This window comes from Stakelama flava, from assembly GCF_019351405.1.
GTDB lineage: Bacteria > Pseudomonadota > Alphaproteobacteria > Sphingomonadales > Sphingomonadaceae > Sphingomonas > Sphingomonas flava_A.
In genome coordinates this window covers 123,603-137,085 of sequence record NZ_JAHWZX010000005.1, presented here as the reverse complement: position 1 = coordinate 137,085, position 13,483 = coordinate 123,603, and the positions used below count along the sequence as shown (strand labels likewise).

Annotated in this window: 13 protein-coding genes; 7 read left to right on the top strand and 6 right to left on the bottom strand. The window is 66.6% G+C overall.

The genetic code is table 11. The features are described 5' to 3' along the window. Positions 1–49: 49 nt before the first annotated feature. From KY084_RS07375 to hemC, 5 genes are read right to left on the bottom strand one after another with little or no spacing between them, the layout of a single operon-like run. Positions 50–1,168: a CaiB/BaiF CoA transferase family protein gene (locus tag KY084_RS07375; RefSeq protein WP_219237809.1), complete on the bottom strand. Its 1,119-nt coding sequence runs from the start codon at positions 1,166–1,168 to the stop codon at positions 50–52. Between the two features lie 10 nt (positions 1,169–1,178). Beyond that, on the bottom strand, positions 1,179–2,363 hold the full coding sequence (locus KY084_RS07370; protein WP_219237912.1) for an acyl-CoA dehydrogenase: 1,185 nt from the start codon (positions 2,361–2,363) through the stop codon (positions 1,179–1,181). Positions 2,364–2,373: 10 nt separating this feature from the next. Further along, the gene (locus KY084_RS07365) at positions 2,374–3,252 is read right to left on the bottom strand and encodes a hypothetical protein (protein WP_219237808.1); all 879 of its coding nucleotides are present in this window, start codon (positions 3,250–3,252) and stop codon (positions 2,374–2,376) included. Between the two features lie 31 nt (positions 3,253–3,283). Then, on the bottom strand, positions 3,284–3,955 hold the full coding sequence (locus KY084_RS07360) for a uroporphyrinogen-III synthase (RefSeq protein WP_219237807.1): 672 nt from the start codon (positions 3,953–3,955) through the stop codon (positions 3,284–3,286). Beyond that, positions 3,952–4,866, bottom strand: coding sequence for a hydroxymethylbilane synthase (hemC, locus tag KY084_RS07355; protein ID WP_219237806.1), 915 nt, complete (start codon positions 4,864–4,866; stop codon positions 3,952–3,954). The genes KY084_RS07360 and hemC overlap by 4 nt, the downstream gene beginning before the upstream one ends. Before the next feature lie 40 nt (positions 4,867–4,906). Between hemC and tsaD the strand changes: the two genes are divergently transcribed. Beyond that, complete coding sequence (gene tsaD / locus KY084_RS07350) at positions 4,907–5,941, top strand: tRNA (adenosine(37)-N6)-threonylcarbamoyltransferase complex transferase subunit TsaD (RefSeq protein WP_219237805.1); 1,035 nt, start codon at positions 4,907–4,909, stop codon at positions 5,939–5,941. Continuing rightward, positions 5,938–6,915: an NAD(P)H-dependent glycerol-3-phosphate dehydrogenase gene (locus KY084_RS07345; RefSeq protein ID WP_219237804.1), complete on the top strand. Its 978-nt coding sequence runs from the start codon at positions 5,938–5,940 to the stop codon at positions 6,913–6,915. Before tsaD ends, KY084_RS07345 begins: the two co-directional genes overlap by 4 nt. Before the next feature lie 14 nt (positions 6,916–6,929). Here KY084_RS07345 and KY084_RS07340 read toward each other — a convergent pair whose 3' ends face one another. After that, positions 6,930–7,100 (bottom strand): DUF1674 domain-containing protein, encoded by a 171-nt coding sequence (locus KY084_RS07340; RefSeq protein WP_219237803.1) that lies wholly within the window; start codon positions 7,098–7,100, stop codon positions 6,930–6,932. Positions 7,101–7,167: 67 nt separating this feature from the next. On the opposite strand from KY084_RS07340, the gene htpX reads away from it, so the two are divergent. Genes htpX through purH form a run of 5 tightly spaced genes read left to right on the top strand, consistent with a single transcriptional unit; the run spans position 7,168 to position 13,480 of the window. Next, a complete protein-coding gene (htpX, locus tag KY084_RS07335; protein WP_219237802.1) occupies positions 7,168–8,115 on the top strand; it encodes a zinc metalloprotease HtpX in 948 nt (315 codons plus the stop codon). Positions 8,116–8,119: 4 nt separating this feature from the next. Beyond that, complete coding sequence (locus KY084_RS07330; protein ID WP_219237801.1) at positions 8,120–9,403, top strand: RsmB/NOP family class I SAM-dependent RNA methyltransferase; 1,284 nt, start codon at positions 8,120–8,122, stop codon at positions 9,401–9,403. A gap of 46 nt (positions 9,404–9,449) precedes the next feature. Continuing rightward, positions 9,450–10,115, top strand: coding sequence for a ribulose-phosphate 3-epimerase (gene rpe / locus KY084_RS07325; RefSeq protein WP_219237800.1), 666 nt, complete (start codon positions 9,450–9,452; stop codon positions 10,113–10,115). Then, positions 10,112–11,848, top strand: a complete 1,737-nt coding sequence (locus KY084_RS07320) for a heparinase II/III family protein (protein ID WP_343227972.1) — start codon at positions 10,112–10,114, stop codon at positions 11,846–11,848. Before rpe ends, KY084_RS07320 begins: the two co-directional genes overlap by 4 nt. A 45-nt stretch (positions 11,849–11,893) precedes the next feature. Then, complete coding sequence (purH, locus tag KY084_RS07315; RefSeq protein WP_219237799.1) at positions 11,894–13,480, top strand: bifunctional phosphoribosylaminoimidazolecarboxamide formyltransferase/IMP cyclohydrolase; 1,587 nt, start codon at positions 11,894–11,896, stop codon at positions 13,478–13,480. The last annotated feature ends 3 nt before the right edge of the window (positions 13,481–13,483 follow it).

Sequence of the window (13,483 nt, the reverse complement as noted above, 5' to 3'; positions counted from 1 at the left end):
GCCGCGCCATACCGATCGATGCGGGCGCGGTGGGTTTGAACCCGAATTGTCATGCGTCATTGGCGGGTCTCGGCGGGCTGGGGGCATCGGCGGCCATACGCACGCCGTCGATCACGATCGGGCTGGCGACGCCGGGAAGGCCGCGCGGCGCGATCTGCATCCCGCGCGCGATCACCTGCGGGTCGGCGAACACTTCGGCGACATTGTTGATCGGCCCCGCCGGAATGCCGTTCGCTTCCAGCGCAGTGGCAAGATCGGCTTTCGTCCAGGCGGCGACCGCGCGCCCGATCACTGGGACGAGCGCATCGCGATTGGCCACCCGCGCCGGATTGGTGGCAAACCGCGCATCGCCCGCCAGGTCCAGCCCAAGCACGGCGCACAGTCGTGCGAACTGGCCATCATTGCCGACCGCGATGATCAGGGCGCCGTCGCTCGCCTCGAACGCTTGATAGGGGGCAAGATTGGCGTGCCCGTTCCCCATGCGATGGGGCACGTTGCCGCTCGCCATCCAGTTGAGCGCCTGATTGGCGAGCACCGCGACCTGGGTGTCGAGCAGCGCCATATCGATATGCGCGCCCGTCCCCTCGCTGTCGCGCCGACGAAGCGCCGCCAGGATCGCGACCGCCGAATAGACGCCGGTGAAGATATCGGCATAGGCGATTCCGGCCTTTTGCGGCGCGCCGTCGGGTTCGCCGGTAAGGCTCATGATGCCGCCCATCCCCTGAATGATGAAATCATATCCCGCGCGATGGGCATAGGGACCGGTTTGGCCGAACCCGGTGATCGAACAGGTGATCAGCTTCGGGTTCACCCGGGTCAGGCTGTCATGATCAAGGCCGTATTTGGCGAGTCCCCCGACCTTGTAATTTTCGATCACGACGTCGGCATCGGCGACCAGTGCGCGTATTTGCGCCTGTCCTTTCGCCGAAGTGATATCGATCGCGCGAGCGGTCTTGCCCCGATTGGCGGCGTGGAAATAGGCGGCGTCTAGATTTTCGCCGTCCGGCCCGTGAAGGAAGGGCGGCCCCCAATGGCGCGTGTCGTCGCCCGCGCCGGGCCGTTCGACCTTGATCACCTCGGCACCCAGATCGGCGAGCAACTGTCCGCACCATGGTCCTGCCAGAATGCGGGCAAGTTCGATCACCCGGATGCCGGCAAGCGGTTTCACGGCCAATCCCTCAAAATGCCGGGATGCCGGTGATCGCACGGCCGAGGATCAGGCCATGGACGTCGTGCGTACCTTCATAGGTATTGACGGTTTCCAGGTTGATCGCATGGCGCAGGACGTGGAATTCGCCCGAAATGCCGTTGCCGCCATGCATGTCGCGCGCGGTACGCGCGATGGCGAGCGCCTTGCCGCAATTGTTACGCTTGAGAATGCTGATCGCTTCGGGGGCAAGCGTGCCCTCGTCGAACATCCGGCCTGCACGAAGACATGCCTGTAGTCCAAGCGCGATTTCGGTCTCCATATCAGCGAGCTTCAGCTGGACGAGCTGTTTCGAGGCGAGCGGCACACCGAACTGATGGCGGTCGAGGGTATATTGCCGCGCGGCATGCATGCAGAATTCGGCCGCGCCCAAGCTGCCCCAGGCAATGCCGTAGCGTGCGCGGTTAAGGCAGCCGAACGGACCCCTCAGCCCTTCGACATCGGGAAGCAGCGCATCCTCGCCCACCTCCACCTCCTCCATCACGATTTCCCCGGTGATCGAGGCGCGCAAGCTCAGCTTGCCTTCGATCTTGGGCGCGGAAAGGCCTTTCATGCCTTTCTCCAGCACGAAGCCCTTGATCTTGCCGTCATGCGCATCCGATTTCGCCCACACGACGAACACGTCGGCGATCGGCGAATTGGTGATCCACATTTTCGATCCAGACAGCGAATAGCCACCGTCGATCTTTTTCGCGCGCGTTTTCATGCCGCCGGGGTCGGAACCGGCATCGGGTTCGGTCAGGCCGAAACAGCCGATCCATTCGCCGCTCGCGAGCTTGGGCAGATATTTCTGTTTCTGCGCCTCGGTGCCGTACGCGGCGATCGGGTGCATCACCAGGCTCGACTGCACGCTCATCGCGCTGCGATAGCCCGAATCGACCGCCTCAACCTCACGCGCGACAAGGCCGTAGCTGACATAGCCAAGACCCGCGCCGCCATATTCGGGCGCGATGGTTGCGCCGAGCAGGCCCAGTTCGCCCATCTCGGCCATGATCGCGCGGTCGAACTCCTCGCGCTCGAACGCCTGCGCAACACGCGGCAACAGCTTGCCGCAGGCATAGCCATGCGCGCTGTCGCGCACCATGCGTTCTTCGTCGCTAAGCTGCGCGTCGAGCGCGAAGGGGTCCTGCCAGTCGAACCGGCCCATGCCTGCCATCATCCATTCCTCAATTGCTGTTTTCGTCGCCCGTCGCATCGGGTGCGGGCGTTTCGACCGGTGCCGGGGCCAGTTGGCGTCCGCCGCCCTCCAGCGCGGTGGTCTCGATCAGGTCGAGAGCGCGCCGCGCATCGATATAATTTCGCGCGGCGCGCATCCACTCCCCGGCACTGTCCGCGCCGGGCATGTGCGACACTTCGCCCAGCGCGCCTTCCACTTGTCCGGCGTCGAGCATTCGTTTGGCGCGCTGCAGCCGCTCGCTGGGGCGCGGGCTGGGCGTGCGGTCGTGGCGCAACACGATCAGGTTGGAAAGTTCGCGCCGGGTCGAGGCCCACCAGCCGGCATCGTCACCGCCATTGAGCAGATCGGGCGAAAGCGTGTCGAGCGACAGCCGCAAATCCTCCAGCGTCACCGGATCGCGCGCGGCGCGCACGACGACGCTTACCGCCCGTGGCCGAACCGTGCCGAAGCGTTCGCTGAGCTGCCCCTCGATATACCCCAGCGGCAGTCCCCGATCGAGCGCGCGCCGCGCGGCAAAGGCGACCATGATGCCTTCCGCGCGCGTGGCGAAACCGGATGCGGTCCTGCTGTCGCTGTCGATACCGGAAAGCCGTTCCTCAAGTTCGCCGATACGGTTGTCGAGCATCGTTTCGCGCGCCGCAAGTTTGCCCAGCGCCTCGGCATTTGGGACCATCACCGGCATGCGCGGGGATTGCGCCGCCGGGGATTGCGACTGTCCCGGCAGCCCCAGTCGATCGCCCCACAGGACATAACCCGCCGCCATGACGGCCAGCCCGGCGATGAACGCGGCAACGCCGACCAATAGGAGCATTTTGACCGAGGTGCGGCGCGGCGCTGTCGCCGGGTCATGCGCTTGCCCGTTATCCATGCCGTCCTTATCCCCGCGTCGCCGCGCCCGGTCAATCGGCGAGCGACGTGGCCGCCGCGATCACCGCAGCGTCGCTGATCGCATCGGCGACGGCAATGTTGCGCCAGCCCCCGCCCACGGCCTGCGCCGCGGCCGGGCTGATCGCCGCGATTGCGATTTTCCCACGGTTCAGTGCTTCGCGATCCGCCAGTGCGGCAAACGCTTCGCCAGCGCGCGGCGAATGGACCAGCGCCACCTGTTGTTCCAGCGATCGCGTCGCCGCCGTGTCGATCGCACAGGCTTCGCTGGCATAGACTTCGCGTATCTCCGCGATGGGCGGTATCCTGGACAGCCGATGATCGCGTCCGGTCAAATGGAGCGCGCGGCGCACGCCGTCCGCGCGCGCCTGATCAAGCAGCGCGTCGACGCCTTCGCTGCCGGTGCGTACCACCTTGAACCCCATTGCCTGAGCCGACATCGCGGTGGCGGGGCCGACGGCGTAGACCGGAAGGCCGGTCAGCGCGGCAAGCTGCGCCCCGCCATGGCGCATCGCATTGGCGCTGGTCAGGATCAGCGCGTCATGCGCACGCTCCGGCGCGGGCCAGGGGAGCGGCCGCACGACGAACAGCGGCAGACGTATGGCGGTAAAGCCGGCCTCCTCGATCCGCCGCGCGGTTTGCGAATTTCCCGGTTCGGGGCGCAGGACGACAAGCGAACGGCTCATGCCGCGAACAGCCGGCGAATGGCGGGTACGGCGCGGTTCAAAAGGTCGCGGGCAAGCGTAGCGGCGAAATCACTGTCGCCGATCGCGGCTTCGGCGGAACCTTCAACGCGCGCGCTGCCATCCTCGGAATAGAGCATCGCGCGCAGGGTTACCTTGTCCTGCCGCTCTTGCGCCAATGCGGCGACCGGCGAATGGCAATCCGCTCCCAACGCGGCGAGCAGCGCCCGCTCCGCCATGACGCAGCGGCTGGTCGCGCCATGGTCGATCGCGGCAAGCAGCGCGCGCGTCCCCGTATCGGCGGCGCGGCATTCGATTCCCACCGCGCCCTGCGCTGGTGCGGGCAGCATCGTATCGACGGGAACGGCGCTGCCGACGTCATGGCGTCCCAGCCGCGCCAGCCCCGCTGCCGCCAGCATCGTTGCGTCCGCCTCTCCGGCTTCCAGTTTGGCGAGCCGGGTGTCGACATTGCCGCGAAACAGCAGGATGGAAAGGTCGGGGCGCAGATATTTGAGCTGCGCGGCGCGGCGCGGCGAGCTCGTCCCTATCTGCGCACCGTGCGGCAATGCTTCGACCGACGGCGCGCCGATGATCCGGTCGCGTACATCGGCGCGCTCCAGCATCGCGGCAATCGCGATTTCCGTCGGGCGGATCGTTTCGACATCCTTCATCGAATGGACGGCGAAATCGATTTCGCCCTCCAGCAGCGCGCGGTCGAGTTCCTTCGTCCACAACGCCTTGCCGCCGATTTCGGCAAGCGCGCGATCCTGCACCTTGTCGCCGGTGGTGCGAACCACCACGGTTTCGACGGCGTCGCCGGTCCAGCCGTGCGCCGCGACAAGCGCGGCCTTGACCATCGCGGCCTGGGTGAGGGCGAGCGGTGAGCCGCGGGTTCCAAGTCTTAGGCTGGGCATGCGCCTTGTGCTAACGATGTGCCACAGTAGAGGAAAGCCCATGACATTGATCCTCGGCCTTGAATCGAGCTGCGACGAAACCGCGGCGGCGCTCGTCACCGGCGACCGGCGCATCCTTGCGCATAAACTTGCGGGACAGGAAGCGGCGCATGCGCCCTATGGCGGGGTGGTGCCCGAAATCGCCGCGCGCGCGCATGTCGAGATTCTGGGACCGCTCGTTACGGCGGCGCTGGACGAAGCGGGGGTTGCGTTAAGCGATGTCGACGCGATCGCGGCCACCGCCGGGCCGGGACTGATCGGCGGCGTCATGGTGGGGCTGGTCACGGGCAAGGCGCTGGCGCTGGCGAGCGGCAAGCCGCTGGTCGCGGTGAACCATCTTGAGGGCCATGCGCTCAGCCCCCGGCTTGCCGACGACGCGCTCGAATTTCCCTATCTGCTGCTGTTGGTATCGGGCGGTCATTGCCAGTTGCTGCTTGTCGAAGGGGTAGGACGCTATCGCCGCCTCGCCACCACGATCGACGACGCAGCCGGGGAAGCGTTCGACAAGACCGCGAAGCTGTTGGGTCTCGGCTATCCCGGCGGTCCGAAGGTGGAGGCCGCCGCCGCCGCCGGGGACGCCGGGGCGGTGCCGCTGCCGCGCCCGCTGCTCGGATCGCCCGAGCCGCATTTTTCGTTCGCTGGCCTGAAAAGCGCGGTGCTGCGCGCGCGCGATGCCGGGGTGTATCGCGCGGAGGATATCGCTGCGGGATTTCAAAAGGCGGTGGTCGATTGCCTGCAGGATCGCACCCGGCGCGCCATCCGACACACGGAGGGCGCTACTGCGCTGGTGGTGGCGGGGGGCGTCGCTGCCAACGGCGCGGTTCGCGCGATGCTTGAAGGACTCGCGCAAGAAGCCGGACTTCGCTTCGTCGCGCCGCCTGCATGGCTTTGCACAGACAATGCGGCGATGATCGGCTGGGCGGGCGCGGAACGTCTCGCTGCCGGGCTGACCGACCCGCTCGACACGCCGGCGCGCGCGCGCTGGCCGCTCGATCCGGATGCGGAAAAGGTACGCGGCGCGGGAGTGAAGGCATGAAACTGGGAGTTATCGGGGCAGGCGCATGGGGCACCGCGCTGGCGCAGGTCGCCGCGCGCGGCGATGCGCCCGTCACCCTCTGGGCACGCGAACCGGACGTGGTTTCGGCGATCAACGATATACACGAGAATACGGGCTTTCTTCCCGGCGTGCGGTTGTCGCCCACCATCCGCGCGACCGATCGGCTGGACGATCTCGCCATATGCGACGCGCTGTTGATCGTGGTGCCCGCACAGCATGTCCGCTCGGTACTCGAACAGTCCGATATCGGCGACAAGCCGCTCATCCTGTGCGCAAAGGGGATCGAGGCGGGCACGAAGCGGCTGGTCAGCGACATTGCGGGTGAGGTGCATCCGCAAAGCCCGCTTGCAGTCCTTTCCGGCCCCACTTTCGCGCACGAAGTCGCGGCGGGCCTGCCCACGGCCGTAACGCTTGCCTGTGCGGACGAAAGCCTTGGCGCTGCACTGTCGGACCGGATCGCCAGTGCGACCTTCCGGACCTATGCCTCGACCGATGTGATCGGTGCGGAGATCGGCGGCGCGGTAAAAAATGTTCTCGCCATTGCGTGCGGCGTGGTGGAAGGCGCGGGGCTTGGCCTCAATGCGCGCGCTGCTCTGATCGCGCGCGGGTTCGCCGAAATGACGCGGTTTGGCCTCGCACGCGGCGCGCGTGCTGAAACGCTTGCCGGGCTGGCAGGGTTGGGCGATCTTGTCCTCACCTGTTCCTCGACCAATTCGCGCAACTTTTCGCTCGGCGTCGGGCTGGGGCAGGGGATTGCGGCGTCGGCGCTGCTTTCTGATCGCAAGACCGTGGCTGAAGGTGCGGCAACCGCGCCGGTGCTGCGCGAAGCCGCGCACGAAGCGGGCATCGAAATGCCGCTGACGGAGGCGGTTTGTGCGCTGCTCGATGGCGCGCCGCTCGACGCGGTGATGGACGCGCTGCTCCAGCGTCCCCTGCGCCACGAAGGGGTGTAGGACCGCCCCTTACCTCAAAAGTCGATCGCGATGCCCTTCAATTCCCAGTCGCCATAGCGGGTGGGATCGCGCCCCAGCGGGTCGTCCTGTGCGCTGCGCTCGGGCGGTTTCGGGTCGGGCCGGGGCACTGGCGGGCTTTTGGACAGATGGGCGGGGGGCTTCACATGGGCGGGGCGCTGTCCCATCGGATGATCCTTTCAATTGATCGGCGGCTATAATTACCCACATTGGCGGGGAAAGGATTGGGTTCAAGTGAATACGCTAAAGACCGGGATGCTGCTCGCCGCGCTGACCGCGCTGTTCATGGCGCTCGGTTTTACGCTGGGCGGCCGCGCGGGCATGGTCATCGCGCTGATGATCGCGGTGGGAATGAACCTGTTTACTTATTGGAACGCGGACAAGATCGTCCTTAAAATGCACCATGCGCGCGAAGTGGACGCGCAAACAGCCCCAGAATTTTACGGCATCGTGCGCGAACTTGCCGATCGGGCGAAGCTGCCGATGCCGCGCGTCTATATCGTCGATCAGCCGCAGCCCAATGCCTTTGCCACCGGGCGCGATCCGAACCATGCCGCGGTCGCCGCGACCACGGGGTTGCTGAACATCCTGAACCGCGATGAAATTGCTGGCGTGATGGCGCATGAACTGGGCCATGTGCGCAATCGCGACACCCTGATCATGACGATGGTAGCGACGATCGCCGGCGCGATTTCGATGCTCGCCAATTTCGGGCTGTTCTTTCGCGGCGGCGACGGGCGCAGCCCCGGCTGGGCGGGGCTGCTCGCGGTATTCGTCGCGCCCTTCGCGGCGATGATCGTTCAGATGGCGATCAGCCGCACCCGCGAATATGGCGCCGACCGGGCCGGGGCGGAGATTTCGGGTAAGCCGCTCGCGCTCGCCTCCGCGCTCGAAAAACTTCAGCGCGGCGCGGCGCGCACGCGCAATCCGGTGGCCGAGCGTATTCCGGCGACGTCACAGCTTTACATCATCCCCGGCCTGTCGCGCGGTGGCGGTGACAACTGGTTTTCCACCCATCCGGACACCGGCAACCGTATCGCGGAGTTGCAGCGGATTGCAGGCGCGATGCCGCAGGTCGAAAGCGCCGCACCGCCGACAAGCGTCGCGCGGGCAGAGGCAAGCGTTCCCGTCACTCGCAGCCCGCGCCGGGCCAGCGCGCTCGACCCGCTGAAGCGCGGCTGACGTCATGGCCCGCCCCCGCCTGTCGCCCGAACCGCCGGGCGTGCCCGCGCGCCGCGCCGCACTCAAATTACTCGACGCGGTGCTCCGCCGTGGTCAGGCGCTCGAAGCGGCGCTCGACAGCGCGGCAAAGGAACTGACGAAGCGGGAGGATCGCGCGCTTGCCCATGCGCTCGCGGCGAACGTCTTGCGCCGTCTTCCCGATCTCGACGCGCTGATCGATTCGGCGACCCAGCGCCGTCTTCCCGACGATGCGAAGGCGCGCAGCGTGCTTCGCATCGCGCTCGCCCAGGCGCTGCTGATGGACACACCGCCGCACGCTGCGATTTCCACGGTGCTGCCGCTGGTCGATGGCGGACCGCGCAAGCTGGTCCATGGTGTGTTCGGCACGCTGATGCGTAAGCAAGCGAGCCTGCCCGTGCATCCCTCGCTTCCCGATGCGGTTGCAGCGCGGTGGCGCGATGCATGGGGCGGGCCGATGCTCACCCGTGCGGCGCGGGCAATCGCTGACCAGCCACCGATCGATATCAGCCTGCGTGATTTCGGCGAAACCGACCGGCTGGCCGAAGCGCTTGGCGGAAGCAGCCTGCTGCCCGGCCATGTCCGGCTGGGCGACGGGCCGCCGGTGCCGCAGCGTGAGGGTTTTGTTGAGGGCCGTTGGTGGGTTCAGGACATTGCCGCCTCGCTGCCAGCGCGGCTGTTGGGCGGCGGTTTAGGGCGCGCGCTCGATCTTTGCGCAGCGCCCGGCGGAAAGACGCTGCAACTCGCCGCGGCGGGTTGGGATGTGACCGCGCTCGACATTTCGGAAAGTCGTCTCGGGCGACTTGGCGAAAATTGCCAGCGCACCGGCCTTGCCGCGCGGATCATTGCCGCGGACGCGCTCGAATGGCGACCCGATGCGCCGTTCGACGTGGTGTTGCTCGATGCACCGTGCAGCGCGACCGGGATTTTCCGCCGCCATCCCGACGTACTCCACCGCGTCCATCCGCGCCTGATCGCTGACATGGCGGAGCTTCAGTCGCGGTTGCTCGTGCGCGCGGCCGATTGGGTTCGCCCCGGCGGATTGCTGGTCTATGCCACCTGTTCGCTCGAACCCGCCGAAGGCGAAGCGCAGATCGACCCCTTTTTGGCGTCGCGCGGCGATTTCGCGATCGACTCGGTGCTCGCCGATGAACTTCCCGATGGCGTATATGCGCATCAGCGCGGCTGGGTGCGCACCCTGCCGGGCATGCTGGAGGAGGCCGGCGGCATGGACGGCTTCTTCGTGTGCCGGATGATGCGCACCGGCTGATCACGGCGCGGCTTGCGGGCGAATCGCGCCATGCTACATGGGGCCTATGCAAAAGCCCGTCCGCATCGCTCCATCGATCCTGTCCGCCGATTTCGCCCGGCTGGGTGAAGAGGTGCGCGCGATAGATCAGGCGGGCGCTGACTGGATTCACGTCGATGTGATGGACGGCCATTTCGTGCCCAACATCACCATCGGTCCGGCGGTGGTGAAGGCGCTTCGCCCGCACAGCGCCAAGCCGTTCGATGTTCATCTGATGATCGAACCGGCCGATCCGTTTCTTCAGGCGTTCGCCGAAGCGGGGGCCGACTGCATTTCGGTACATCCCGAAAGCGGCCCGCACCTTCACCGCACGCTGCAATCGATCAAGGCACTGGGCAAGCGGGCGGGCGTCGTCCTCAATCCCGCGACGCCGCCATCGGCCATCTTCCATGTCATGGACCTGCTCGATCTGGTTCTGGTGATGAGCGTCAATCCCGGCTTTGGCGGGCAGAAATTCATCGAAGGCCAGCTCGACAAGATCGCCGAGCTTCGCATGCGGATCGACGCATCGGGGCGCGACATCGATCTGGAAGTCGATGGCGGGATCGACCGCGCCACCGCGCCGCGCGCGATCGAAGCGGGTGCCGACGCGCTGGTCGCGGGTACCGCCAGCTTCACCGGCGGGCCGGGCGCCTATGCCGCCAATATCGCCGCGCTTCGGGGTGAGGGGTGAGCGAGCGCGATCCGGACCATGGCGGCCCGGACGGGATCGCACCGGGCAAGCGGCTGGTGCGAACCGGCGGCGATCGCGGACTGTCGCTCGCCGAACGGCTGAGCGAGCGGTTCCAGCGGCTCGTCTGGCGAAGCCCGGTCCATTCGATGCGGTTGAAGGGGCGGCACCCGCTGAAGCTGCTCGCGGTCGCCGACGATCCCTTTCTGGGCGATATCGCGCGGGGCAAGGCGCTGCTCGACGGCATGGTGACGTGGCGGGGGGAGACGCGCAATATTCCCGGCCTTGCACTGGTAAGGCCCAGCTTTTCGGCGGGGTTCGGCGAATATCTGCACAGTTTCCAATGGCTGCGCGACCTGTCTTCGGTCGCGACGCGCGCCACCGCCGCGCCGATTGCCGAGGCGATCATGCGGCAATGGGTGACGGTGCATGGCGAAACCGTTACCGACCCCGCTTGGCGGCCCGATCTCTGGGGGCGGCGCGTCTTGTTCTGGACCGCGCATGCACCGCTGATCCTTTCGTCCACCGACCTTGTCTATCGATCCAAGGTGCTCAACGCGCTCGCCCGCGGCGCGCGGCATCTCGATCGCACCGCCGACAAGGCGCCGCTGGGTGTGCCGCGCATCGCCGCATGGTCGGGCGTCGTCGCGGCTGGCCTGTTGCTTCCCGGCGGGGATCAGCGCCGCGCGGCGGGAGAGGCGGGGCTGCGCCGCGCGATGGAAAAATCGGTAAGCGAGGATGGCGGCACCAGCGGCCGTTCGCCCGCGCGCCAGATGGAAGCGATCATGCTGCTCGCCATGCTCCGCGGCGCGTATGACGCGCGTCGTATCGAAGCGCCCGATTTCCTCACCGCGCGGATCGATGCAATGGTCGCTGCGCTGCTGGGCATATGCCATGGCGACGGCGGCGGATCGAGCTGGCAGGGATCGGGACCGATCGCGCCCGAAGCAATCGCGCAGATGGTGGAGGCGACCGGCGCGCGCGTCCGTCCGCTGCGCTCTGCGCGCGACTGGGGCTATCAGCGCGTGACGGCGGGTAAGGTCATCCTGATCCTCGATGCCGCGCCGCCGCCCGTGGCGCGGATGGTGGAGGGCGGCTGCGCCTCGACGCTTGCTTTCGAAATGTCGGACGGGCCGCATCGGCTGGTCGTCAATTGCGGCGGCGCGCGATCGGTTCAGGTCGCTGTTCCCGAAGACCTCGCCGAAGGGTTGCGCACCACTGCCGCGCATTCGACGCTGGTGCTCAGCGACAGCAATTCGACCGCGATTCATGCCGACGGCACGCTGGGTAAGGGCGTCATGGAGGTCGAGTTTGATCGCCATGAAAGCGATACGATGCAGCGGATCGAGGCGAGCCATGACGGCTATGTCCGCCGGTTCGGTTTCCTGCATCGCCGCCAGGTCGTGCTGGCGCAGGACGGGCAGGACATCCGCGGCGAAGATTCGCTGATTCCGGCGGGGCGCAAGCAGCGCAAGGCGGAAACCGCTTTCGCCATCCGGTTTCATCTGGGACCACAGGTAGAGGCTGCACCCACTGCCGACGGGCTTGCCGCCTTTCTTCGCCTGCCCGATGGCACGGCATGGCAGTTCCGGTGCAAGGGTGCCGCGCTCACCATCGACGAAAGCCTCTGGGTAGACCCTGCCGGCAGGCCGCGCCTCACTCATCAGCTCGTGCTGACTGGCGAAAGCCAGGCGGGCGGGGCGAGCATCAGCTGGCTGCTTCGTCGAACGCGGTGAACCGGGGCTTGCAACCCGCGCCGCTTTGCGAAAGAGAGCGCGGGCATGAGCACCGTAAAAATCCGCCGCGCCTTGTTGTCCGTTTCCGACAAGAACGGAATCATCGAATTGGGGCAGGCGCTCGCCCGCCACGGGGTCGAACTCGTTTCCACTGGGGGCACGGCAAAGGCGTTGCGCGAAGCCGGGTTGCAGGTGCGCGATATTTCCGATCTCACCGGTTTTCCCGAAATGATGGACGGGCGGGTGAAGACGCTGCACCCCGTGGTGCATGGCGGCCTGCTGGCCGTGCGCGACAATGATGCGCATGTCGTATCGATGGACGAACACGGCATCGGCGCGATCGACCTGGTAGTGGTCAATCTCTACCCCTTCGAAGCGACGGTCGCGAAGGGTGCCGGGCGCGACGAGATTATCGAGAATATCGATATCGGCGGGCCGTCAATGGTGCGGTCGGCGGCGAAGAATCACGCTTCGGTCGCAATCGTCACTGATCCGGCGGATTACGACGCGCTGATCGCCGAAATGGACGCGTATGACGGTGGGTCGACGCTCGACACGCGCAAGCGGTTCGCTGCAAAGGCCTATGCCGCAACCGCCGCCTATGATTCGGCGATTGCGCAATGGTTCGCCTTTTCCGATCAGGGCGAAGCCTTTCCGAAGACGCTGCCGGTGGCATTCACGCTGGGCGAGGAACTTCGCTATGGCGAAAATCCGCACCAGTCGGCGGCGCTGTACCTGCCGCGCGCGCGCGGAGCACGGGGTATCGCGCAGGGCCAGCAGCTTCAGGGCAAGGCGCTGAGCTATAACAATTACAACGATGCCGATGCTGCGCTCGAACTCGTCGGCGAATTTCGCGACGCCGATCCAACGGTGGTCATCGTCAAGCATGCCAATCCGTGTGGCGTGGCGACCGCGCCGACGCTGATCGAGGCGTATCGCGCCGCGCTTGCCTGCGACAGCGTGTCGGCGTTCGGCGGCATCGTCGCCACCAACCGCCCGCTCGACGCCGAGACAGCGGCCGCGATCACCGAGATTTTCACCGAAGTCGTCGCGACCCCCGATGCCGATGACGAAGTGCGCGCAATCTTTGCGAAGAAGAAAAACCTGCGCCTTCTGCTCACGGGCGAGCTTGCCGATCCGGCGCGGCCCGGCCTTGCACTGCGCACGATCGCGGGCGGACTGCTCGTCCAGTCGCGCGACGCCGCGTTGATCGATGGTGAGCTGAAGGTCGTGACAAAGCGTCAGCCGACCGAGCAGGAACTGGCCGATTGCCGCTTTGCCTGGACCGTGGCGAAGCACGTCAAATCGAACGCGATCGTCTATGCGAAGGATGGCAGCACCGCAGGAATCGGCGCAGGCCAGATGAGCCGTGTCGAATCAGCGCGCATTGCGGCGTGGAAGGCGAAGGACGCCGCCGAAAAGGCGGGCTGGGGCCAACCCCGCACGATCGGCTCGGCGGTGGCGTCGGACGCGTTCTTCCCCTTCGCCGACGGCCTGCTGACCGCCGTTGAGGCGGGCGCGACCGCGGTAATTCAGCCTGGCGGATCGATCCGCGACGATGAAGTCATCGCAGCGGCGGATGCGGCGGGACTTGCCATGGTATTCACTGGAATGCGCCACTTCCGCCACTAAAGG

Bases quoted from the DNA above. Each gene is read 5' to 3' on its own strand.
- KY084_RS07345 (WP_219237804.1), top strand. From the start codon at position 5,938: ATGAAACTGGGAGTTATCGGGGCAGGCGCATGGGGCACCGCGCTGGCG.
- hemC (WP_219237806.1), bottom strand. From the start codon at position 4,866: ATGCCCAGCCTAAGACTTGGAACCCGCGGCTCACCGCTCGCCCTCACC.
- KY084_RS07340 (WP_219237803.1), bottom strand. From the start codon at position 7,100: ATGGGACAGCGCCCCGCCCATGTGAAGCCCCCCGCCCATCTGTCCAAA.
- KY084_RS07370 (WP_219237912.1), bottom strand. From the start codon at position 2,363: ATGGCAGGCATGGGCCGGTTCGACTGGCAGGACCCCTTCGCGCTCGAC.
- purH (WP_219237799.1), top strand. From the start codon at position 11,894: ATGAGCACCGTAAAAATCCGCCGCGCCTTGTTGTCCGTTTCCGACAAG.
- KY084_RS07330 (WP_219237801.1), top strand. From the start codon at position 8,120: ATGGCCCGCCCCCGCCTGTCGCCCGAACCGCCGGGCGTGCCCGCGCGC.
- rpe (WP_219237800.1), top strand. From the start codon at position 9,450: ATGCAAAAGCCCGTCCGCATCGCTCCATCGATCCTGTCCGCCGATTTC.
- tsaD (WP_219237805.1), top strand. From the start codon at position 4,907: ATGACATTGATCCTCGGCCTTGAATCGAGCTGCGACGAAACCGCGGCG.
- KY084_RS07360 (WP_219237807.1), bottom strand. From the start codon at position 3,955: ATGAGCCGTTCGCTTGTCGTCCTGCGCCCCGAACCGGGAAATTCGCAA.
- KY084_RS07365 (WP_219237808.1), bottom strand. From the start codon at position 3,252: ATGGATAACGGGCAAGCGCATGACCCGGCGACAGCGCCGCGCCGCACC.